Annotated in this window: 29 protein-coding genes, 1 tRNA gene and 1 pseudogene; 16 read left to right on the forward strand and 15 right to left on the reverse strand. The window is 41.4% G+C overall.

The window, feature by feature from the left end:
* Positions 1-157: 157 nt before the first annotated feature.
* Entirely contained in the window at positions 158-490 is a 333-nt protein-coding gene (gene mazF / locus C3007_RS00155; protein WP_243397634.1) for an endoribonuclease MazF, read from the reverse strand.
* Complete coding sequence (locus tag C3007_RS00160) at positions 490-726, reverse strand: AbrB/MazE/SpoVT family DNA-binding domain-containing protein (RefSeq protein ID WP_103852513.1); 237 nt, start codon at positions 724-726, stop codon at positions 490-492. The genes mazF and C3007_RS00160 overlap by 1 nt, the downstream gene beginning before the upstream one ends.
* 176 nt (positions 727-902) lie before the next feature.
* Between C3007_RS00160 and C3007_RS11430 the strand changes: the two genes are divergently transcribed.
* From C3007_RS11430 to C3007_RS00185, 8 genes and pseudogenes are all read left to right on the forward strand, one after another.
* Positions 903-1115: a hypothetical protein gene (locus C3007_RS11430; protein WP_115261360.1), complete on the forward strand. Its 213-nt coding sequence runs from the start codon at positions 903-905 to the stop codon at positions 1113-1115.
* A gap of 44 nt (positions 1116-1159) precedes the next feature.
* A complete protein-coding gene (locus C3007_RS11655) occupies positions 1160-1309 on the forward strand; it encodes a hypothetical protein (RefSeq protein ID WP_243397635.1) in 150 nt (49 codons plus the stop codon).
* 9 nt (positions 1310-1318) lie between these two features.
* The gene (locus C3007_RS11660; protein ID WP_243397638.1) at positions 1319-1387 is read left to right on the forward strand and encodes a phage major tail tube protein; all 69 of its coding nucleotides are present in this window, start codon (positions 1319-1321) and stop codon (positions 1385-1387) included.
* Between the two features lie 55 nt (positions 1388-1442).
* Positions 1443-1748 carry a phage tail assembly protein gene (locus tag C3007_RS00170; protein ID WP_103852514.1) on the forward strand — a complete coding sequence of 102 codons (306 nt, stop codon included), beginning with the start codon at positions 1443-1445 and terminating at the stop codon, positions 1746-1748.
* Positions 1749-1753: 5 nt separating this feature from the next.
* Complete coding sequence (locus C3007_RS00175; RefSeq protein ID WP_370445376.1) at positions 1754-1900, forward strand: GpE family phage tail protein; 147 nt, start codon at positions 1754-1756, stop codon at positions 1898-1900.
* A 57-nt stretch (positions 1901-1957) separates the two neighbouring features.
* Positions 1958-2116 carry a hypothetical protein gene (locus tag C3007_RS11495; protein WP_165779929.1) on the forward strand — a complete coding sequence of 53 codons (159 nt, stop codon included), beginning with the start codon at positions 1958-1960 and terminating at the stop codon, positions 2114-2116.
* A gap of 3 nt (positions 2117-2119) precedes the next feature.
* Positions 2120-2560 carry a phage tail protein gene (locus tag C3007_RS00180; RefSeq protein ID WP_103852515.1) on the forward strand — a complete coding sequence of 147 codons (441 nt, stop codon included), beginning with the start codon at positions 2120-2122 and terminating at the stop codon, positions 2558-2560.
* A pseudogene (locus tag C3007_RS00185) lies at positions 2560-3737 on the forward strand (phage late control D family protein). The gene C3007_RS00180 and the pseudogene C3007_RS00185 overlap by 1 nt, the downstream one beginning before the upstream one ends.
* On the opposite strand, the gene C3007_RS00190 reads toward C3007_RS00185, so the two are convergent.
* The 10 genes from C3007_RS00190 to lptF all read right to left on the reverse strand — a co-directional run bounded on the left by C3007_RS00190 (position 3734) and on the right by lptF (position 10471).
* Positions 3734-4030: a hypothetical protein gene (locus C3007_RS00190; RefSeq protein ID WP_103852516.1), complete on the reverse strand. Its 297-nt coding sequence runs from the start codon at positions 4028-4030 to the stop codon at positions 3734-3736. The pseudogene C3007_RS00185 and the gene C3007_RS00190 sit on opposite strands and share 4 nt — an antisense overlap.
* The gene (locus C3007_RS11500; protein WP_103852517.1) at positions 4027-4269 is read right to left on the reverse strand and encodes a hypothetical protein; all 243 of its coding nucleotides are present in this window, start codon (positions 4267-4269) and stop codon (positions 4027-4029) included. Before C3007_RS11500 ends, C3007_RS00190 begins: the two co-directional genes overlap by 4 nt.
* The gene (locus C3007_RS00200; RefSeq protein WP_243397636.1) at positions 4259-4630 is read right to left on the reverse strand and encodes an STAS-like domain-containing protein; all 372 of its coding nucleotides are present in this window, start codon (positions 4628-4630) and stop codon (positions 4259-4261) included. Before C3007_RS00200 ends, C3007_RS11500 begins: the two co-directional genes overlap by 11 nt.
* A 2-nt stretch (positions 4631-4632) precedes the next feature.
* Positions 4633-5619: an ATP-binding protein gene (locus C3007_RS00205; protein WP_103852519.1), complete on the reverse strand. Its 987-nt coding sequence runs from the start codon at positions 5617-5619 to the stop codon at positions 4633-4635.
* A 15-nt stretch (positions 5620-5634) separates the two neighbouring features.
* Positions 5635-5868: an excalibur calcium-binding domain-containing protein gene (locus C3007_RS00210; protein WP_103852520.1), complete on the reverse strand. Its 234-nt coding sequence runs from the start codon at positions 5866-5868 to the stop codon at positions 5635-5637.
* 438 nt (positions 5869-6306) lie between these two features.
* Complete coding sequence (locus tag C3007_RS00215; RefSeq protein ID WP_103852521.1) at positions 6307-6738, reverse strand: Arm DNA-binding domain-containing protein; 432 nt, start codon at positions 6736-6738, stop codon at positions 6307-6309.
* A gap of 235 nt (positions 6739-6973) precedes the next feature.
* Positions 6974-7060: transfer RNA gene (locus C3007_RS00220), tRNA-Leu, on the reverse strand.
* A 239-nt stretch (positions 7061-7299) separates the two neighbouring features.
* On the reverse strand, positions 7300-8217 hold the full coding sequence (locus tag C3007_RS00225) for a mechanosensitive ion channel family protein (RefSeq protein WP_165779930.1): 918 nt from the start codon (positions 8215-8217) through the stop codon (positions 7300-7302).
* 76 nt (positions 8218-8293) lie between these two features.
* Positions 8294-9361 (reverse strand): LPS export ABC transporter permease LptG, encoded by a 1068-nt coding sequence (lptG, locus tag C3007_RS00230; RefSeq protein WP_103852523.1) that lies wholly within the window; start codon positions 9359-9361, stop codon positions 8294-8296.
* Positions 9362-9373: 12 nt separating this feature from the next.
* Complete coding sequence (lptF, locus tag C3007_RS00235; RefSeq protein WP_207763681.1) at positions 9374-10471, reverse strand: LPS export ABC transporter permease LptF; 1098 nt, start codon at positions 10469-10471, stop codon at positions 9374-9376.
* A 108-nt stretch (positions 10472-10579) separates the two neighbouring features.
* On the opposite strand from lptF, the gene C3007_RS00240 reads away from it, so the two are divergent.
* Positions 10580-12064 carry a leucyl aminopeptidase gene (locus C3007_RS00240; RefSeq protein ID WP_103852525.1) on the forward strand — a complete coding sequence of 495 codons (1485 nt, stop codon included), beginning with the start codon at positions 10580-10582 and terminating at the stop codon, positions 12062-12064.
* Between the two features lie 45 nt (positions 12065-12109).
* Here the strand turns inward: C3007_RS00240 and selD are convergent, their stop codons facing one another.
* Positions 12110-13147, reverse strand: a complete 1038-nt coding sequence (gene selD, locus C3007_RS00245; protein ID WP_103852615.1) for a selenide, water dikinase SelD — start codon at positions 13145-13147, stop codon at positions 12110-12112.
* 293 nt (positions 13148-13440) lie between these two features.
* Here selD and gntR point away from each other — a divergent pair, with 293 nt between their 5' ends.
* A complete protein-coding gene (gntR, locus tag C3007_RS00250; protein ID WP_103852526.1) occupies positions 13441-14445 on the forward strand; it encodes a gluconate operon transcriptional repressor GntR in 1005 nt (334 codons plus the stop codon).
* Between the two features lie 78 nt (positions 14446-14523).
* On the opposite strand, the gene mdh is transcribed toward gntR, so the two are convergent.
* Positions 14524-15459 (reverse strand): malate dehydrogenase, encoded by a 936-nt coding sequence (gene mdh, locus C3007_RS00255; RefSeq protein WP_103852527.1) that lies wholly within the window; start codon positions 15457-15459, stop codon positions 14524-14526.
* Between the two features lie 220 nt (positions 15460-15679).
* Here mdh and argR point away from each other — a divergent pair, with 220 nt between their 5' ends.
* The gene (argR, locus tag C3007_RS00260; protein WP_103852528.1) at positions 15680-16147 is read left to right on the forward strand and encodes a transcriptional regulator ArgR; all 468 of its coding nucleotides are present in this window, start codon (positions 15680-15682) and stop codon (positions 16145-16147) included.
* Positions 16147-17043 carry a TIGR01777 family oxidoreductase gene (locus C3007_RS00265; RefSeq protein ID WP_103852529.1) on the forward strand — a complete coding sequence of 299 codons (897 nt, stop codon included), beginning with the start codon at positions 16147-16149 and terminating at the stop codon, positions 17041-17043. Before argR ends, C3007_RS00265 begins: the two co-directional genes overlap by 1 nt.
* 69 nt (positions 17044-17112) lie before the next feature.
* On the opposite strand, the gene C3007_RS00270 is transcribed toward C3007_RS00265, so the two are convergent.
* Positions 17113-17298, reverse strand: a complete 186-nt coding sequence (locus C3007_RS00270) for a hypothetical protein (protein WP_103852530.1) — start codon at positions 17296-17298, stop codon at positions 17113-17115.
* A 198-nt stretch (positions 17299-17496) separates the two neighbouring features.
* Here C3007_RS00270 and rsxA point away from each other — a divergent pair, with 198 nt between their 5' ends.
* The 4 genes from rsxA to rsxD are packed head-to-tail and all read left to right on the forward strand — an operon-like array spanning position 17497 to position 22545.
* Positions 17497-18078: an electron transport complex subunit RsxA gene (gene rsxA / locus C3007_RS00275; protein ID WP_103852531.1), complete on the forward strand. Its 582-nt coding sequence runs from the start codon at positions 17497-17499 to the stop codon at positions 18076-18078.
* Position 18079: 1 nt separating this feature from the next.
* Positions 18080-18676, forward strand: coding sequence for an electron transport complex subunit RsxB (gene rsxB / locus C3007_RS00280; RefSeq protein WP_103852532.1), 597 nt, complete (start codon positions 18080-18082; stop codon positions 18674-18676).
* Positions 18676-21462, forward strand: coding sequence for an electron transport complex subunit RsxC (gene rsxC, locus C3007_RS00285; RefSeq protein ID WP_103852533.1), 2787 nt, complete (start codon positions 18676-18678; stop codon positions 21460-21462). Before rsxB ends, rsxC begins: the two co-directional genes overlap by 1 nt.
* A 9-nt stretch (positions 21463-21471) precedes the next feature.
* Positions 21472-22545, forward strand: coding sequence for an electron transport complex subunit RsxD (gene rsxD, locus C3007_RS00290; RefSeq protein WP_103852534.1), 1074 nt, complete (start codon positions 21472-21474; stop codon positions 22543-22545).
* Positions 22546-22548 lie beyond the last annotated feature (3 nt).

A 22548-nucleotide genomic window follows, 5' to 3' on the forward strand; every position in this document is an offset into this window, starting at 1 on the left:
TGCCGACAAGCCAAAAGCCTGTTGGCGATTTTTATTCAAGTTTGTCAATACCTTGTTTCGTGATCCGAAACATTGCCAAACGGCGTATAAAAGCGAATTAAAGCGCAGGCAATATCCAATTAAGTTAAGTAAAAAAGCGGAATATTCCGTTTTTTATTTAAAGATTTAATAGAAGTGTGATTTTTTGCCGGATTTCTGCTAATTCATCAAGAGCAATTTTTCCTTTAAACTCCGCTTTTCGTACACGCCAGTCAAGACTTTTAATTTGATCCGATAACACCACATTTCTTGGCGTATCATCAATGGATACCTCAAAAGGATAGTCTTTAATCTTTGTGGTAAGCGGACAGCAAATTAACAAACTGGTTAGATGATTATAGGCTTTAGGGCTAAGCACCACCGCTGGGCGATGACCGGCTTGCTCGTGTCCTGCTTGTGGGGTGAAATTCAACCAAATAATATCGCCCACATCCGGAATATATTCCTTCATCACCACTCCCCTCCTTCTGCCTCACCAAAATCCACTTCTTGGTGCAAATTGTCAGGGTGAATATTGGCGAGCAATTGGTTTAGAGAGGGTTGCTGTGGCAGTGGTGCAATAATAATTTTGCCATTTTCCACTTGCATATCAACTAGGTGATCCACGTTCAATTGCAATTCTGAAAGCACTGGTGTAGGAATGCGAATGCCCACACTATTGCCCCATTTTTTTATTGTTAGTTGCATTAGTTCCTCCTCATAAATGTTTATACATTGTATAACTTCAATTACCAGAACGCAATCTTATGATGTTATCTTGTTTTTCTGTCATATTTCCATTCACATTCGCAATCAATAGCGGGTCATTTTTTCTCGTTGCAAAATAGCCCTAAATTTAATCAACCTAACCAAAAGGGCTATTTATGGACTATTTACACCGCGTGCGGGTCATCGAAATTAACGAAGGCACGCGCACAATCAAAACACCATCCACGGCTGTGATTGGGATTGTTTGCACCGCAAATGATGCTGACGCCGAGGCTTATCCACTTACCCCCCCTGTTTTGCTCACCAACACAATGGCTGGCATTGCCAAAGCAGAGCAGGCACGCAAGGCACGCTGGCGAAAACCTTAAAAGCCATTAGCAACCAAGTCAACACGCTCACGGTGGTGGTTCGAGTGGAACAAGGCGATGATGAAAGCGATGAGGGCGCGGCAACCACGGCGAATGTGATTGTTACAGTAACAGGCAGCGGACAATATACAGGCTTGAAAGCCTTGCTTGTGGCACAAGCGAAATTGGACGTTAATGGAAAAGACTTAATCTAAATTGATTTAATCAATGATCTTTATGTAGTAAACGGCAAAGACCGCCTAGCGGAACACCGCAAAGCCATTGGTTTATAACGGACACACCACCGCCCCGCAAGGGGCATTTTTTGAAAGCGAAAAGGAATAGAAAATGAAAAAAGCAAACAAAAATACCAAACAAGTTACCTTAATCCAAGCCCTTGTGCGTGACGAAAAAGAAATCACTGAAATCAGCGTGTTGAAACCCAACATTGCGGCGTTAAAAGGGTTAAAAATGTTTGATGTAATGCAAATGGATGTTGATACCTACTGCCAATTATTGCCACGCGTTACATCACCGGCTTTAACCAAAGCGGAAGTGCTAAATCTTGATCCGATTGATTTCACCGCTCTTTGCTCGGAAATTGTCGGTTTTTTCGTGAAAACCGAACCAGCCGAAGCAGTAATGGAAGCCTAGCTCCTTTGCTTATCCCCGCCAGGGTGGAAGATGCCATTGCGGACATTGCCACCGTGTTCCATTGGTCGCCCAACGTGTTTGATGAAATGGAGTTAGAAGAATTAATGCAATGGCGGGAAAAAGCCCGCGAACGGGCAGAGTATCAAGAATAATAAAGTGCGGTGCAAAATTTGCGAAAATTTCACCGCACTTTTACTAAGGGAAACAGAATGAAAGAAATCATTATTTTTTTATTATACTTTCTGACTATTTTCGCCATTTCTGGAATGGCCACCTTTTTGATGTATCAAAAGCTAGACGGGTGGGGCTGGCTGATTTTTATTTTAGTGTTATTACTCAATGTCAAAATTTCCGTTAAACAGGAATAAACAATGCTACAAAACTTTGCAATGATGGCTTATGGCTTTTTTGTGTTTATGCGCTCAACCATTCCCTACCAAGAAACGCAGCGCTCTGCACAGTGGCGACACCCGACAAATTCGGTGATTGGGCGAATGCCCAAAGCCCAGTTTGTGGGCAAGGAAAGCGAAAGCATCACCATTCAAGGTGTGCTAATGCCGAGTATCACAGGGGGCGAAATGAGCATTGCCACCTTACAAGCCCTTGCCGAGCAAGGCGAGCCTTATCCCTTAATTGACGGCTCAAATTTTATGGCGCTGGGTTGGTATGTGATCGAAGAAATTAGCGAAACGCAATCGGTGTTTTTTGCCGATGGTAAAGCACGCCGTATTGATTTCTCGATGAAATTAAAACGCACTGATGACAGCCTTTTGGCAGATCTTGGTGATGCCGTGAAAGGATTGATTGCCTAATGCACTATGACGAATTTTACCAACGAATGTTGGAAACCAATCACAAAATCCCGCAATTTTGCATCAGTGTGAGCAGTAAAAATGGCGAGCAGGACATCACCCAACAAGTCAGCCAGCGCTTAATGCAGCTCACCTTGATTGATAACCGTGGCTTTGAGGCGGACGAGTTGGATTTGCAACTTAGCGATCACGATGGGGCGTTAATGTTGCCAAACCGTGGCGCAAAAATTGATGTGGCGATGGGGTGGAAAGGGCAGCAACTAATCCCAAAAGGCAGCTATATCGTGGACGAGATCCAATATAGCGGCACGCCTGATAGCCTGACGATTCGGGCAAAAAGTGCGGATATGCGTGGCACGTTGCATAGCAAAAAAGAGCGGTCATTTCATCAGACGACTTTTGGCAAACTGATTGAGCAGATTGCGCAAGAAAACGGCTTAGAACCCTTATGCCACAAGGCGTTTAAAGATAAAGCTATTGCTCACCTTGACCAAACCAACGAAAGCACAATCAACTTGCTTTCACGCCTTGCGGAAGAAAATGATGCCATTGCCACAGTGAAAAATGGCAAGCTGTTATTTATGCCAGCAGGCAAAGCAAAACCGCCACAGATAAACCCTTACCACCCATTCACATCACCAGACAATCGGGCGATAGTTTCAATTTTTCCCTGGTCGAAAGTGATAATTACACCGCTGTGCGTGCCTATTGGCATAATTTAGACACGGGTAAAAAAGGCGAAGTGGTGTTTGATAAAAACAGCAAAATCGAACGTAAAACCCGCCTAACCAAAGGCAGAAAACGTAAAGATGGCACGGTAACAGGCCAACGGCAAAGCAAACGCAAATATAATCATTTGGTACAGACGGAACCTGTGGAAACGGACGCCAACCAAATGAAAACCCTGCGCAGCACTTACAAAAGCGAAGCGGCTGCCTTAAATGCGGCAAAAGCCACCTTTGAGAAAATCCAACGAGGTGTCGCCACCTTTAGCTTAAACCTTGCCCTAGGTAACCCCAAACTAATGCCAGAGCTACCTGTTACCGTGCAAGGGTTTAAATCAATGATTGATAACTCGGAATGGATTATCACTAAGGTAACGCATAGTATTGGGGGGAATGGGTTTACCAGTAGCGTGGAGTTGGAGTTGAGGGTTAACGAAACAGAAAATAGTTAAATAGAATTATTCTTTTCTAGCCAACTGCTATAATTACTTTCAATATTTTCATGTATTGATTTTCTTAACTCGTTTAACTGTTGATTTAATTTCTTATAATCAGAATGGCTATTCTCAAAAATATCCATTGGTTCGGAACGTAGTTTTGCTAATGATTCGGTAGAAATAAACTGGCACTCTTCTTTGAAAATCTTTTCTAATTGATTAGCTTTAAACTCAATTGTGGTTATTCTTGTTGTTATAAATTCCTCTATATCGTCTATCGTTGTTGAACGTTTTTCTACTAATTTCAATAGTTCATCAAAAAAATATCAATACGATTTGTAATATAATCTTTATTCTTTATAATCTCACTACGTTTGAAGCTACGAGTGTTCAAATATGAAGATATAGACCAGCCTAGAGCCGTTATAACAGATGATGCCAAAATCGCAAAATTCTCACTTATACAAGCATTTTGAGCATAAATGCGGATAAAGTAAAATACAGCTAAAATTACAAAAGAAATACACAAAAATGGTTTAAGCTTCATTAACTTCACCTTTCTTTAAGGCGGCATCCTTTATACGATCCCAAGATAATTTCACAATTGATTGAACATCTTTATGTTCAATTTCCAAATGCTTTTCTAATTCCGCATAAGTAAAATTATCATCGCGAATTAAACCACCAAAAGCTTCATCTAAAAAAGAACGACCGTAACGATTATACCCTGTTAATATAACTTTTAGTTTCTCCCCTTTTGATATACAATTTTTTAATTTGGGAGTAAGTAGGGTGTTTCTAAAAACTAATCCAGTATCATTCTCTTCTCCTTTCATTACTTTTTCTGGCGATCTACCATAAGGTTTTTTAGAAAACTCTTCGATAACATTTATTTCTCTTATTTCCATTTTTAAACCTTTATATTCCACTGTATAAGAGTACCATTTATAGGTATAGGTAAATCAACTAACTCTGGGAGAGTATCATCATTAGAATATTTCATTAACCCACCACAACTAAAGACCCATAGAGTACCATTTTCATGAGATGAAACAAGTTTTTTTATGCTTTTACTGCCCTGTCCGTGTTTTTCTTCATCTTTACCATTCATTCGAGTAAAATCATCCGTCATTGCAAGATGAATAGCCGTAGATTCGGATTCTGATATTTTATCAATAGAAGGAGATATATTTTGAGGCAATCTAAATTTGTCAATTAAGCCATTTAATACCTCTTTAGCCTCATCACTTTCCCAATCTATACTATCAAAAAGTTTATTCCCTTTACAAAAAGTCTTCGGTATTCCAGAACCTTGATCGTAAAGCACTAAATATAATTCATTGTCAAATAAGTCACACATTAACCACCATGGGCGATGCAAAGAATCATGATCAGGATATGCATGCAAAGTAACATTATTTATGGCTTCATAAATTGCATCACTTAAAATATGTTCTTGTTCAGGAGTTAATTTGTTTTTATAAATTTGGTACTGGATAAAATCAATTATATCATCTCTGAACTTGCCTCCAACACTACTAATAATCGGCATTCCCTCTTGTTCACGGTCAAAGCTATTTTTAGAAATTTTATGCTTTAATAAGTAATCAAATCCAGATTTCTTTAATAGAACACGCGGCTCATTATAAAATGGAGAAAAAAAGAAGTGAATTTTCACATTACTATGCTTAAATATGGTTTCTAGTTTTGAATAGAATAGCACCATAGCTGCTGCTTTTATATCAATACAATCAAAGAAACTAATAGTTACCTCATCGATATTATTTTTTGTAATAGAATCTAAAGACCTTATAAAGGCGAGAGATTGATTTCTATACTCATTATTATATATAGTAAATATTCTAGGGCATCTGAAAATATTTTTTCTCTTTTTCATAAACTCATCTTCATTTTAATTAAAAAATAATTTATAAATATTAGTTACATTCTTCCCCTTCCCACAAGGCACGCCGTCATTGTCGCTGTCTAATCGCCCTGCGCCACATTGGTTTAAATAAAACCTTGCCTGTTTGCAAGATCTCATTTGCTTGCAGTAGGGGATTGAGTCATCACAGCTATATTTGCCTGCGGATAAGGCAGGCAAGCTAAAGCAAAGTGCGGTGAGAATTAGAGTGAGTTTTTTCATCTTTGTCCATCTGATTAATTACAAAAAGCTGTACCAATATTAATCCATTCACCATTTTTAACGAGTTTATCAATATTAACTACTCTCACTAAAATTTATTTTCCTTTAAAGCTTTGTTCATATAATACTTGGCTTGCATATTCAGCATAGTCATTTCTCACTGAACTACCATCACGAAACTCAACTTTAAAAACTGTATCGCTAGATATTCAGCTAACTCTTTATCTTTAGAAAGATTTTTTGCTAATTTCATTCAACAACCGATTTTGATTAAGAGCTCACCTAACAGTCTCAAAAAAATCAAAAATAAATACTAGAAATCAATTTTTTTGACAAAATCCATCATTAATTTGATTAATCAATCATTAAACTAATTAACTTTTGACTTAGTTTACAACTAAATGAGTAGAACTGTCTATATGGAAAAAGTGATCAAATTCAAAGAAGTAACGAAAAGTTACGCAAATCTAATGTGCACGTGAAACTTACTGATGAAGAGTTGAACACATTAGGCAATGAAATGACATGTATCAGCATCGATAGCCGTTCATCTCGCCAAGCGATAAAATCTTGTTCAGTCAGTTCTGCTAGCTTGATTTTTCCGATGTCCATTGCAGCCAAGCGAGTAAGGCGCAAGGTTTCTTCCCTTTTGCTTTTTTTATGCACAGTAATTTCTTTGATGTATTTGTCGATGAGATCGGCAAACGTGATGTCGGGGATGTTGGAATATGTCCCTGCATTAATCTCACTTTCTATTTTATTCGCCCAGGCTTGCGCCTCGGCCTTTGTGCGAAAAGTCCCTGATTTGTAGATCCCTTTTTTTCTAATTTGTACACGCCAACCTGTTGTAGATTTCGTTACCGTAGCCATAAATTTCACCCTAGATTTCTGTGCAATTCACTGTGCAATTTTGTGCAAAAATTTCTGGTTCGTGATCTTTTCCGATCAATTTTTATTTGTAAATACCTGATGATTATACATAAAAACACTGTAAATGAATACAGTAAGTAAAAATAGAAAAGTAAGTAACCTATTGAAAAATATAAAAATTATTAGGGTTTTAAATGATTTAAGAAAAAACAGGAAATTTATATGATTTGTGAAATGGTGCCAGTGGCCGGACTCGAACCGGCACGCTTTTAAGGGCGGCGGATTTTGAATCCGCTACGTCTACCAATTTCGTCACACTGGCTAAGGAGTTTGAGAAAACAACCTAATGTGTTGTCGATGTGGTGAATTATACGGAGTTGATTTTTGCTTGCAAGTAAAATTTACGAATTTGATGATGAGTGAAGTAATTTTAGTCAATTTTAAAGTGCGGTAAAAATTTTGTGATTTTTCACCGCACTTGATAAGTGAAAACAAAGAAAAACACGTTTATTCGACATAAAAAAGCCTATCGTTACAGATAGGCTAATGCGTTATTTTGTCTTATTGTGTTTTTGTTGCTGAGCCATTGTCATTGATTTGAATGGCTTTATCGAACAAGTTCACGCCGCCTTTTACGCCAAAATCGAGCGTGGTTACATTGTAAGCAATGCTGATATTTTCTTGTTCAAAGCGTTTTTTCAATGCCATAATGGCTTTACTTTTGGATTCTAAATAATCTTCATAAGTAACAAAATCAACCCAGAAACGAATAATAAAATCAAAGGTTGAGCTGCCAATATCAGTGAAGTAGAAGTTGATGTCATTTTTATCGATCACGAAATCCCATTCTTGCATTAAATCTAAGGTAACTTGGCGAACTTTGTCTAAATCATCACCATAAGACACGCCTGTTGATAAAATAACGCGGCGTTTTTTCAGCTTGGAGTAGTTAAAAAACTCATCGCTATAAATCATTTGATTTGGGATCAGCGCGGTTTCGCCTTCAATGGTCATTAATTCTACTGTTACCAAGCCGATATTAACCACTTTACCAATAGAATTATTAATATTGACCCAATCACCAATTTCAAATGGCTGTTCTGATTTAATTAATAAGCCAGAAAAGGCATTAGACGCAATATCTTTAAAGGCAAAGCCAGCGATAATCCCTACAATTCCAGCACCGGCTAATAAATGGGTAAGGAATGAAGCAAGGTGTAACACTTCTAAGGCAAGAATGATTCCAAAGAACCAAATAAGAATTTTTACGCCAATTTCTATTCCTTTTGCCGCTCGCGGATTTGCAGGGAAAAGGCGACGATAAATGCGTAATGCTGTTTTACTTAAGATTTTTGCTAAAAAATAGAACAGGGTAAGCAAAATAATGGCAGAGAGGATATTGGGAATAAAGCCAATTAGCCAGTCTTTCCATTGTGTAATGGTGTGCGTTACTAAGGTTAATGAATTGTTTTCTGTCATAAAATTTCCTGTCATAAATAACCAAAATAAAAGCCATTTATAAAAAATGGCTCTTTTTTACACCGCACTTGAGTTGCTAGCGTTTGCGCGCCAGTAGCCACCAAGTGATGAGAATAAATAATCCGCTCGGCATTAATGCCCCTGCGATTGGCGGCACATTATAAACTAAACTAAGCGGGCCGAAAATCTCATTGACTACATAAAATAAAAAGCCAAAGCAAATGCCTGTGATCATTCTTGCGCCCATCGTTACGCTACGCAATGGCCCAAAGATGAAAGAGAGCGCCAGCAACATCATTACGCCTACGGAAATCGGTTGAAAGATTTTCCGCCAGTAAGTGAGTTCAAAACGCTTGGCGTCTTGCCCTGTTTCTTTCATAAAGGCAATGTAATCTGCTAGCCCTGAAATAGAAAGCGAAGTCGGACGTAAAGACACAATGCCTAATTTATCGGGCGTTAAGGTAGTTTGCCACGCTTCGTTGAGATAATTGGCTGTGGTGATTTTGTCCGCTGAAATGTGTGATTTATTCACTTGCATTAATTGCCAGTTGCCATCTTTAAATTCTGCTTGATTGGCGTGGCTGACTTGCTCTAGTTGACGTTTGTCATTGAAATGATAAATATAAATATCATTGAGTTTGACGTTATCGGTGATGCGTCTGACATAAATAAAATTATTGCCGTCTTTTGCCCACACGCCATTTTTAACCGAAAGCATTTCACCGCCTGAAATGGCTTTGGCACGCATATCACGGGCAAATTGTTCCGTTTGCGGAATGCCCCATTCGCCAATGATCATCGTCATAATTACCAAAGGAATGGCGGTTTTCATTACCGCAAAACCAATTTTTAAACGTGAAAATCCAGACGCTTGCATTACCACTAATTCACTACGGCTCGCTAAGTTACCAAGGGCGATCAGCGCACCTAATAAAGCCGCCATTGGGAAGAAGGTTTCAACATCTTTAGGAATGGTTAAAACAGTGAAAAGCCCTGCTTGCAACACATCATAAGTGCCTCTCCCTACATTGCGAAATTGTTCCACAAATTTAATGATGGCAGAAAGCCCCACCAAGGTGAGCAGAGTGGCGAAAATCGCCCCTAAAATGGATTTTCCAATATAACGGTCTAATGTATTCATCATTATTTTTATTCCTTAGGCGCGTTTCTTGAAGAGTTGATAGCGAATTTTGTACATAAAGGCGCTGTTCCAGCTATTTAGCCCAATCCCTAAGGCTAAAAAGGCAACATTCACTAGTGGCATTAAAACGCAGGCATCTAATTTACCTGCCACACCGGCAGATTTGAACGAGCTTTGCAGTAAAAAGTAAATTAAATACAACAAAAGTGCGGGTAAAATTTTGGCAAATCTTCCTTGACGCGGATTCACTCGGCTCAATGGTACGGCGATTAATGCCATAATTGGCACAGCAAGAATTAAGGTAATACGCCAATGAAGTTCCGTTTTTCCCGCAGGCGTGGTACTAGCTAGCAGTTGGCTTAACGGCAGGGTTTCTGCATCATCGCTATCATTTTCTGTGGCTTTATAACCTAAATAGGCTTGATATTGCTCAAAATCCGTAATCCGAAAATCGGGCAACATTGCACTGCCTTCAATCCGTTGGCTATGGGTAAGATTTAACACCTGATCGCCATTTGGCAAAGCGGTGAGTTCACCTGAATCCGCCACAATTACAGAAGGTTTTTCATTTTTCTTATTTTGCATTTGAAAAACGTACACCCCTTGAATAGTGTTATTTTGAATTTTGTCGATAAACAACACTAAATCACTGCTGTTGGCAGAAATAAATTGCCCAGCGGCTAGCGCCCCCATTGTCGGGTTTGCTTTGGCATCTTTAACGATTTGGCTTTGCTTTTGCAACGCCCAAGGGGATAAAACCAACGCATTGTAAGCGGCCAGCCCCGCCGTGGCTAATGATAAGATTAACGCCACTTTTACCAATAAACTTTGTCCCACACCGCAGGCGCGCATTACCGTAATTTCACTTTCCGCATAAAGGCGCCCAAAGGTGAGCAACAACGCAATAAATAAACACAAAGGCAACATTAATTGCGCCATTGTGGGCATTCCTAAGCCTAATAATGAAAACACCAAATCGGCTGGCACTTTACCATTGGCCGCAGAACCGAGTACACGCACAAGTTGTTGGCAGAAAAAAATGAGAAGTAAAATGAACAGAATAGCCGTTTGGCTTTTTAATACTTCTTTGGTTAAATATCTTGTTAAAATCACCGTATTGCCTATGTTATTTTGCTTGCAATTTTTATGGAAGTCGTTTCAAATTGAATGGCGTATAATAACGTATTTTTTAACAGAAGGCAGTAAATTAGTGAGGAACAAATGAAATATACTGTAAAAAACACCGCACTTTCTGCGCTAACCGGTAATGTGATCGTTGGCGTATTTGAAGAAGGAAAACTTTCCACCGCCGCACAGTCGCTTGATCAATTAAGCCAAGGGGCAATTAGCCAACTTATCAGCGCAGGCGATGTGAAAGGCAAGCAAGGCGAAGTGGTTACCTTGCGTTTACCTAATGCAAATTTAGAACGCGTTTTCGTGGTGGGCTGCGGCAAACAAGGGGAACTCAATGTTCGCCAATATAAACAATTAATCAAGAACACGATTCAAGCAGTAAAAGCTACCAATGCGACACAAGTGCATAACTTTTTAACGGAAGTGCAAATCAACGAACGTGATCTTTATTGGAATGTGAGATTTGCCGTTGAAAGCATCGCAGAAAGTTTTTATCAATTCAATCAATTCAAAAGCAAAAAATCAGATCAGAATACCGCTTTGCAAGAAATGGTGCTTGTCGTTGATTCAGCACAGCAAACAGAAGCAGAAAAAGCGGTTCAACAAGGGCAAGCTATTGCACTTGGCGTGCGCTGCGCGAAAGACGTGGCAAATTGCCCGCCAAATGTGTGTAATCCTGTGTATTTAGCAGAACAAGCGAAAAAACTTGCTGAAAAATCACCGCACTTTAAAGTGAGCGTGCTTGGTGAAAAAGAAATGGCTGAGCTTGGAATGAATGCCTACCTTGCGGTTTCACAAGGCAGCCAAAACGAAGCGCAACTTTCTATTATTGAATATCGCAATCACCCAAATCCGCGGGCAAAACCTATCGTGTTAGTGGGCAAAGGCTTAACCTTTGACGCAGGTGGTATTTCCTTAAAACCAGCGGATAGTATGGACGAAATGAAATACGATATGGGCGGCGCGGCTTCGGTTTATGGTGTAATGAATGCCTTGGCAGAATTACAACTGCCGCTAAATGTGATTGGCGTGCTAGCGGGTTGTGAAAACTTGCCAGACGGCAATGCCTATCGCCCAGGAGATATTTTAACCACAATGAGCGGCTTAACCGTAGAAGTGCTGAATACCGATGCGGAAGGGCGTTTAGTGCTGTGCGATACGCTCACTTATGTAGAACGCTTTGAACCTGAGCTAGTGATCGATGTTGCCACCCTAACAGGGGCTTGCGTAGTGGCACTAGGACAGCACAACAGCGGTTTAATGTCGCCAAATGATCGCCTCGCGGAACAGTTACTCAATGCCGCACAACAAAGCGCGGATAAAGCTTGGCGTTTACCACTAAGCGAAGAATACCAAGAACAGCTTAAATCCCCATTTGCCGATCTTGCCAACATCGGCGGCCGCTGGGGTGGTGCAATCACCGCAGGTGAGTTTTTATCTAACTTCACCAAAAACTACACTTGGGCTCACTTAGACATCGCCGGCACCGCCTGGCTACAAGGCGCCAACAAAGGCGCAACCGGACGCCCTGTGAATTTACTCACGCAGTTTTTGATCGATCAGGTAAAATAAGCATAAAAAATCCCTTAATTATTTGAGGGATTTTTCTTTTGAACACTACTCCACTTCAATCAAAAATGCTTGATCTTGATCCCTAAGTTCTCCGATCTCAAACAATTCCACACCTTCTTGCTGTGCTAGCGCTGTTACTTGCTCCACCGCTTCAGGTTTTACTGCAATAAGCAAACCGCCTGAGGTTTGTGGATCGCACAACACAGCTTTTTGTAGATCATTCATTGGGGAAATTTTGTATCCGTAGCTCTCAAAATTTCGTCCTGTGCCACCAGGTACGCAACCTTTTTCAATATAGCGGATCACGCCATCTAGGGTTTTGATTTTATCAAAATACACTTTTGCCTTGAGCTGAGAACCCTCGCAAATCTCACTTAAATGGCCAAGCAAGCCAAAGCCAGTTACATCCGTCATTGCGGTGATGCCGTCTAACTCCGCAAATTTTGTGCCAATTTTGTTCATTTGGCACATTGTTGCGGTAGCAAGGCCTTTGTGTTCAGGTTTAAGTTTGCCTTTTTTCTCCGCCGTGGTTAAAACGCCAATGCCAAGCGGTTTGGTGAGATAAAGTTTGCAGCCAGCTTGTGCGGAAGCGTTCTTTTTCACTTTGTCGGTAGAAATCACGCCTGTTACGGCTAGACCAAAAATCGGCTCTGGGGCATCAATGGAGTGACCGCCTGCTAAGGCGATGCCTGCTTGTTGGCACGCAAAGCGCCCGCCGTCCACAATACGTTGCGCCACACTAGGTGGAAGTAATTTGATTGGGAAGCCTAAAATCGCAATGGCCATAATGGGTTTACCACCCATTGCGAAAATATCACTAATGGCATTGGTGGCAGCAATGCGTCCAAAATCAAAGGGATCATCTACGATCGGCATAAAGAAATCTGTGGTACTGATAATGCCTATCCCATTGCCAATATCATAAACCGCTGCGTCATCTTTGGTTTCATTGCCCACCAATAAATTAGGATCGACAAATTTTTCCATTTCAGAATGTAAAATAGTTTCTAGCACTTTCGGCGAAATTTTACAACCGCACCCTGCGCCGTGGCTATATTGCGTTAAACGAATAGTTTCTGCCACGGTTTGATCTAGGGCATTTTGAACATCGGTGAGATTGGTTTGTTTTGATTTAGTTTCTTTTGACATAGCTTCCTCGCTTTACCATCAACTGATGAGTGAATATTTTCATTATACTCTGATTTTAGGGGCTGTTGATCATTCATTTTACATTTGAGCTAGAGCCTATTTTTTATGAGAATAAAGCGAATATAAAATGAATGATCAACAACCCCTAAGTGCGGTGATTTTTTGTGAAATTTTTACTAGAATAACGGATTATTATTTTTCCCTTTTATGTCGCTAAATAGACGAAAATGAATAAACGAAAACGCCCCACCCTACAAATAATCGCCGATCATCTTGGTTTAACCAAAATGACTATTAGCCGTTATTTACGCAATCCTGATTCCGTTGCGCCAGAAACGCAGCACAAAATCGCTGCCGCGATTGAACAATTTGGCTATATTCCTAATCGAGCGCCTGATATTTTATCTAACGCCAAAAGTTTGGCCATTGGTGTGTTATTGCCCTCTCTCACCAACCAAGTGTTCGCGGAAGTGTTGAAAGGTATTGAATTAATTACGGATAAAGCTGGCTATCAAACGATGGTGGCGCACTATGGATATAGCGTAGAAAAAGAAGAACAACGCATTGAAAGCCTGCTTTCTTATAATGTGGACGGATTAATTTTATCGGAAAATCACCATAGCCCACGTACCTTAAAAATGCTTGAAGTCGCCAATATTCCTGTGATTGAAATTATGGACAGCAGCGAAATGGGCATTCAGCAAGTGGTGGGCTTTGATAATGTGGCGGCGGCGCAATCTATGGTGGAAACAATGATTCATTACGGGCATAAAAATATCCTTTATTTCACTGCGCGAATGGATAAACGCACCAAGCTGAAAATGCAAGGCTATGAAAATGCAATGAAAAAACACGGCTTAACACCACATAGCCTGATTACCTCTGAACCTTCTTCTTTCACTCTAGGAGCAAATTTACTACGCCAAGCCCTGAGCGAATACCCCGAAACCAACGGCATTTTTTGTACCAATGATGACTTAGCTATTGGTGCGTTGTTTGAGTGTCAGCGTTTGGGGATCAAGATTCCGCAAGATATAGCCATTGCAGGTTTCCACGGTCACGATGTGGGGCAATCAATGACACCACAACTTGCCACCGTGATCACGCCAAGATTAGAGATTGGCAAAATTGCAGCGCAAGAATTGCTCAATCGCTTACAAGGTATCCCAATGAAAAGCCACATTATCAACTTAGGTTATGAAATTCATTTGGGGCAAAGTGTTAAGCCTTAATCACTATTCTTAATCGTTATTCCACGCCATTAAAAAAGGCATCTCAAGATGCCCTTTCTTTTTAATCGCTAACTAAAATCAGCCATTCACAAATTTTTCGCCAAGTTCAATATCTGCACGCAAGGTTGGTAACATATCTTCTAAGGCTTTTTGCTCGAAAGCACTTAATTCGCCAATTGGCAGAATTTCCTCTACCCCATCTTTACCTAAACGAACAGGCTGTGCGAAGAAACGTGCGTATTTGCCATCACCTTCTACATAGCTACATTCCACTACAGTTTGACCACTCAAGCCTTTCACTAAAGAGCGGGCAAAACGTGCTGCGGCTTGTGCCATAGAAAGGGTTGCTGAACCACCACCTGCTTTGGCTTCCACCACTTCGGTACCTGCGTTTTGGATACGTTTGGTAAGCGGTGCAATTTCTTCCTCTTTCCATTGTGCATATTGCACTTGAGAGAGTAAAGGTAAAATGGTTACACCTGAATGTCCACCAATCACTGGCACAGCGGTGCGTGAAACATCAAGATCTTTTAATTCAGCAACAAAGGTTTCTGAACGGATCACATCTAATGTTGTTACGCCAAATAGTTTGCGTTTGTCATACACACCCGCTTTTTTCAGCACTTCTGCGGCAATGGCAACAGTGGTATTAACAGGATTGGTGATAATACCAATACAGGCTTTCGGGCAAACTTGTGCTACTTTTTCAACAAGATTACGCACAATACCCGCATTAATATTAAATAAATCAGAACGATCCATACCTGGCTTACGCGCCACACCTGCTGAAATCAACACTACATCTGCGCCTTGTAACGCTGGCGTTGGATCTTCACCAGAAAATCCCCGCACTTTAACCGCGGTTGGGATATGGCTAACGTCCACCGCAACACCTGGGGTAACAGGGGCAATATCATAAAGAGATAATTCTGAACCAGCGGGTAGCTGTAACTTTAACAATAATGCTAATGCTTGACCAATTCCGCCTGCGGCACCTAAAACTGCAACTTTCATTTAATACTCCTCTTTTTGGTTATAAATCAAGTTAATTGGATTTTAGACTTATCCCATAGCAAATTCAAACAGAGAAATTCAATAGTGAGATCTAATTCAAATTTTTAAAAAATTTATTTTAAAATTGTTGCATTTCCTTTCTATTATGGCTTTTAAAACTTGCTAAAAATTGAATTTTTATGCAAAATCTTTGCAGATATTCGCAACATAGCCAAACATTATGAGTACAGACAAACACGATAATTTAATCTCTGCGTTTAAAACCTTGCTAGAACAAGAGCGTTTTGGCTCGCAAGGGGAAATTGTAAATGCCTTGCAACAGCTCGGTTTTAGCAATATTAATCAATCTAAAGTTTCCCGAATGCTGACTAAATTTGGCGCGGTTCGCACGCGCAATAGCCGAATGGAAATGGTCTATTGTTTACCCGCGGAATTAAGTGTGCCTACCTCTAGCAGCCCATTAAAAAACTTAGTGTTAGACATCGATCACAACGATTTTTTAATCGTGGTAAAAACCAGCCCTGGAGCCGCACAACTTATCGCGCGCTTATTAGATTCTGTAGGCAAAGCAGATGGTATTCTCGGCACAATCGCAGGGGACGACACCATTTTTATCACGCCAACATCAGACACAGCGATTTTAGACTTAATGCAACGTGTGCAAGAATTATTTGAAACTAGCCTATAATGAATATTCTACTCACCGGTGGCACAGGGCTGATTGGTTCAGCCTTAATCCCACAACTTCTCGCCAAACAACATCGCATTTGTCTTTTAACGCGTAATATTCAGCCTGAGCGTTTTCCAACTGAAATAAGCGAAGCACAACAAGAAGTACAACAAATTGATAATCTTGCCTCATTGCAAAATCTCAATGCCTTTGATGCGGTGATTAATTTAGCTGGTGAACCGATTTTCGCGCATCGCTGGACAGCCAAACAAAAAGCTAAACTTTTTGCTAGCCGAGTAAATTTAACGCAAAATTTGACCGCACTTATTAATCAAAGTGAGACCCCACCGCACACCTTTATCTCAGGATCAGCCACAGGTTTCTATGGCGATCATCAAGATCATTGGATTGATGAAAGCACTCCCGCTGGCACAGCATTTCCTGCACAACTTTGCCAACAATGGGAAGCCGCGGCAATGCAAGCTAACACCCGCGTTTGCTTATTACGCACCGCAATGGTGATGAGTCCAAATGGCGGTGCATTAAGTAAAATGTTGCCGTTATATCGTTTAGGATTAGGTGGAAAACTCGGCAGTGGTAAACAATATTGGGCTTGGATCAGCTTACAAGATATGATCGCAGGGATTTTATTTTTATTGGAAAACCCACAATGTAAAGGCGCGTTCAATTTCACTGCCCCACAGCCCATCACCAATCAAGATTTCAACCAGCAGTTAGGCAATTTCCTTAAGCGCCCCCATTTCGCCAATGTGCCCGCATTCTTATTACGTTGGATTTTAGGTGATCGCTCACAATTATTATTAGACAGCCAACGCATTAAGCCAGCGCACCTAATTGAAGCAGGATTTGAATTTCAAGTGGAAAGTTTTTCGGCGTTTTTAGAAAAAATTTAAGAAGATAAAAGAGGATATTTTCGGCGAGAATGGATAACTAACATTGCAGAAGGAGAAATCCGCATAGGCTTAACTGGCATACTCCAAAAGCTCCTCGCGTTCTAACATTTCTAATTCTAACGCTTTGCGTTTTAGCAATTCATCAGTATGTTTTTTCCATTCTTCAAGGCTCATATATTCACCGCGCGCCAAAGCAGCCTCGCCCTCGGCAATACGCTCTGCCAAAAACTCATCATAACCTGCTTCTTTTAACATTTTCTTTTCCTCTATTGAATAGATAAAATACAATGCAAGCCTACGCCATAATCATTGTAAATTCAACATCTACCTAAAATTTTCTATTGTTATCCCTGCCAGAAACTAGGATAATAGCAAGCTAGATTTTTTCTGACAACTTGGCTTTCATGCATATAAAAATCATAACAAGGTAATGAAAGCAAGGATAACAAACTGATGACTGACTATATTTTATTAATTATTAGCACCGCACTTATCAATAACTTTGTCCTAGTGAAATTCCTAGGGCTTTGTCCTTTTATGGGGGTATCGAAAAAAATCGAAACTGCCATTGGAATGGGACTTGCCACAATGTTTGTGCTAACCGTTGCTTCCCTTTGTTCCTATTTGATTGATCGCTACTTGCTCACGCCATTTAATGGCAATTTTTTACGCACCTTAGTGTTTATTTTAGTGATCGCCGTGGTGGTGCAATTTACCGAAATGGTGATTCATAAAACCAGCCCAACCCTTTATCGTTTACTGGGGGTATTTTTGCCACTGATTACCACAAACTGCGCAGTGTTAGGCGTGGCGTTATTAAATGTGAACTTAGCCCATAATTTAACCCAGTCTGTGGTTTACGGTTTCGGTGCTTCCCTTGGTTTTTCCCTTGTTTTAGTGCTATTTGCTGCCCTGCGTGAACGCCTTGCCGCTGCCGATGTGCCAATGCCTTTCCGTGGTGCGTCTATCGCCTTAATCACCGCAGGATTAATGTCCCTTGCATTTATGGGTTTTGCTGGCATAGTGAGAGTGTAAAATGACAACCTTATATTATGTTCTTCTCGCTATTAGCGTACTTGCTTTGATTTTTGGGGCGATTTTAGGCTTAGCTTCCATCAAACTAAAAGTGCAAGCCGATCCTATCGTAGAAAAAATTGATGCCCTACTGCCGCAAAGCCAATGCGGACAATGCGGTTACCCCGGTTGTAAGCCTTATGCCGAAGCCATTGCACAAGGCGATGTGATTACCAAATGCGTTCCCGGTGGTCAGCCATTAGTGGTGAAAATTGCCGATTTATTAGGCGTGGACGTGCCTGCAACGGATTTTGATGAAGAAGATAATGCGCCAAAAGTGGCATTTATCCACGAAGATATGTGTATTGGTTGCACCAAATGTATTCAGGCCTGCCCTGTTGATGCCATTATTGGTACAAATAAAGCAATGCACACAGTGATTCCTGATCTTTGCACAGGCTGCGAACTCTGCGTTGCTCCTTGCCCGACAGATTGCATTTCAATGATAAAAATAGAACAAGACATTGATCATTGGGATTGGAAATTCGATCCCAGCTTAACCATTCCCGTGGTAGAGATTACTGCAAGCAGCACGAATAATCAGGGAGCGGAAAAATAATGGCTGATGTATTAACCAATTTTAATTCCGGTAAATTATGGGATTTCTCTGGTGGCATTCATCCGCCTGAAATGAAATCTCAATCAAATCACACACCTATTCGCCCTGCAGATCTGGTGAAAACCTACTATGTTCCGGTTAAACAGCACGCTGGTAATGCTGGAAATCTGCTAGTGAACGTTGGGGATAAAGTGCTAAAAGGTCAGCCATTAACGCAGGGGGAAGGATTACGCAATCTGCCTGTCCACGCCCCAAGTTCAGGCGTTATCACGGCAATTGCGCCTTATATTGCCGCCCACCCTTCTGGTTTACCTGAACTAACCATTCAAATTCAGGCAGACGGTAAAGATGAATGGCGTAAACAGCACCCAATTGAAGATTTCCTGAGCCAAACGCCAGAACAGCTTATTGAAAAAATTTATCACGCTGGAATTGCAGGCTTAGGCGGCGCGGTATTCCCAACAGCGGCTAAAATTCAATCGGCAGAAAATAAAGTAAAACTGCTCATTATCAATGGCGCAGAATGTGAACCTTACATCACCTGTGATGATCGCTTAATGCAAGATCGTCCGAAAGAGATCATCGAAGGAATACGCATCTTACGCTATATTTTACGCCCTGAAAAAGTGGTTATTGCCATTGAGGACAACAAACCCAAGGCAGTGAAAGCCCTTAAACACGCTTTAAAAGGGGCAAATGATATTGAAATTCGTGTGATTCCCACCAAATATCCTTCAGGTGCGGCAAAACAGCTTATCCAAGTGCTAACAGGCATTGAAGTGCCGAGCGGTCAGCGTTCTTCCAGCATTGGCGTGCTAATGCACAATGTCGGCACGGCGTTTGCGATCAAACGAGCGGTGATCAATGACGAACCGTTAATTGAACGCGTGGTTACGCTAACAGGCGATAAAATCCCACACAAAGGCAATCTTTTAGTTCGCTTAGGCACGCCGATTTCCGCCCTATTGCAACAAGTGGGCTATCAATATGACGTGCGTTTCCCAGTGTTTATGGGCGGGCCAATGATGGGCTTTATTTTGCCCAATCTCAACGCGCCTGTAACCAAAGTTACTAACTGCTTGCTCGCGCCTGATCATTTTGAATATGCCGAACCCGAGCCAGAGCAAGCCTGTATCCGCTGCTCTGCTTGCTCAGACGCTTGTCCTGTGCATTTAATGCCGCAGCAACTATATTGGTTCGCGCGCAGTGAAGATCACCAAAAATCAGAACAATATGCCCTGCAAGATTGCATTGAATGTGGCTTGTGCGCTTATGTTTGCCCGAGCCACATTCCGCTTATTCAATATTTCCGTCAAGAAAAAGCGAAAATTTGGGAAATCAAAGAACAAGCGCAAAAATCCCACGAAGCGAAATTACGTTTCGAGGCACGCCAAGCGCGTTTAGAAAAAGAAGAACAAGCCCGCAAAGCGCGCACCCAACGTGCCGCTGAAGCGCGCCGTGAAGAAATTGCTAAACAGAAAGGCGTTGATCCTGTTCAAGCCGCATTAGAACGTTTAAAAGCGAAAAAACAAAGCGACAGCGAACGCCCAAATGTGAAAACTTTTGTGGACGAAAAAGGCCAGCTGCAACCAGATAATTCCGATATTATGGCACAACGCAAAGCACGCCGCTTAGCACGCCAACAAGCTGAACAAGAAAATGCAACGTCTTCACAATCACAAGAAAACTCAGCGCAAAATACTGAGGAAAATCGCACCGCACTTGATGCAAATTCCGATCCTAAGAAAGCTGCGATCGCAGCCGCACTTGCACGAGCGAAATCGAAGAAACAAGCGCAGAACAGCACGGTTCAATTTGCAGACTCAGCAGAGAACAGTGTGGAAAATCAAGGTGTAGCCGAACAATCGAAAACCCAAAGTACGGTCGAAAAAACAAAAGAAAAAACGCAAGAAAATTCCACCGCACTTGATCCGAAAAAAGCTGCTATCGCTGCGGCGATTGCTCGAGCAAAAGCGAAGAAACAAGCTCAAAACGACATGGTTCAATCTGCAAGTTCTGCAGAGAAAAGTGTAGAAAATCAAGGTTTAGCCGAACAAGCAGAAACACAAAGTGCGGTCGAAAAAACAAAAGAAAAAACGCAAGAAAATTCCACCGCACTTGATCCGAAAAAAGCCGCTATCGCTGCGGCCATTGCACGGGCAAAAGCGAAGAAACAAGCTCAGAACGATACAGTTCAATCTTCAGGTTCAGCTGAGAATAGTGTGGAAAATCAAGGTATAGCCGAACAAATTCAAAGCCAAAGTGCGGCTGAAAAAACAAAAGAAAAAACTCCAGAAAATACCACCGCTCTTGATCCGAAAAAAGCGGCTATTGCTGCCGCCATTGCACGAGCAAAAGCGAAGAAACAAGCTCAGAACAGTACAGAACAACCTGTAAGCTCAGTGGAGAACAGTGTGGAAAATCAAGGTTTAACCGAACAAGCAGAAACCCAAAATGCGGCTGAAAAAACAAAAGAAAAAACGCAAGAAAATGCCTCCGCGCTTGATCCTAAAAAAGCGGCTATTGCCGCAGCCATTGCACCAGCAAAAGCGAAGAAACAAGCTCAGAACGGAACAGCTCAATCTGCAAATTCCGCAGAGAAAAATGTGGAAAATCAAGGTTTAGCCGAACAATCGGAAACCCAAAGTGCGGTCGAAAAAACAAAAGAAAAAACGCTAGAAAATTCCACCGCACTTGATCCGAAAAAAGCCGCGATCGCTGCCGCCATTGCACGGGCAAAAGCGAAGAAACAAGCAAAAGAAAATCGATCTGAAGAACAAGAATAAGGTTTAGCAATGTTTAAAATGATGAGTTCGCCACACACCCACTCGGGCAAATTGACTGCTCGTATTATGCTGTGGGTGGCGTTGGCAATGTTGCCTGCATTGGGCGCACAAATTTATTATTTTGGTTTTGGTGTGTTAATTCAAAGCCTGCTCGCCATTACCCTTGCGTTAGTGTTGGAATTTATGGTTACGCGCTTACGCAAAAAGCCCAACCTGTTTTATATCAGTGATTTCAGCGTGGTGCTAACAGCATTAATGCTCGCGATGGCAATCCCACCTTATGCACCTTATTGGGTGATTTTAATCGGGACATTCTGTGCGGTCATTTTAGGCAAGCACGTTTACGGTGGCTTGGGGCAAAATCTGTTTAACCCTGCAATGGTGGGTTATGTGGTGTTGCTCATTTCTTTCCCTGTGCAAATGACGGCTTGGCTGCCGCCCGTGGCGTTATTAAATGAGCCACCTAGCCTGCAAGATGCTTATCAGCTGATTTTCCACGGCATTACTACGGACGGCTTCAGCCTGCATCAATTAGCCAATTCCATTGATGGGATTACCCAAGCCACGCCATTGGATTCCGTCAAAACCGCAAGCAAAATTAATATGGCGATAAGAGAAATTAATCAATCTCCTATTTTTGTGGAAGTGATGCCTTTTGAGAGTGAACTCAATCTTGGTTTAGGCTGGGCACAAATCAATCTTTTCTTTTTACTTGGCGGTGTTTTCCTAATTTGGAAGAAAATTATTCATTGGCAAATTCCTACTGCCTTTTTAGCCACAATGTTACTGGTAAGCGGTATTCACTGGCTTACTTCTTCTTATGCGCCAAGCCCCTTATGGCATTGGTTTAGCGGGGCAACAATGTTCGGCGCATTTTTTATTGCCACTGACCCTGTCACATCTTCAATCACGCCAAAAGGAAAACTGATTTTCGGTGCGATTGTGGGCTTGCTTGTGTGCCTAATTCGCTTTAATGGCAACTACCCTGATGGCGTGGCATTTGCTGTGTTACTGGCAAATATTTGTGTGCCATTGATAGATCATTACACGCGACCACGCGTGGCTGGATACAAAAGGAAATAAGCA

This window comes from Avibacterium gallinarum (genome assembly GCF_002921135.1).
GTDB lineage: Bacteria > Pseudomonadota > Gammaproteobacteria > Enterobacterales > Pasteurellaceae > Avibacterium > Avibacterium gallinarum.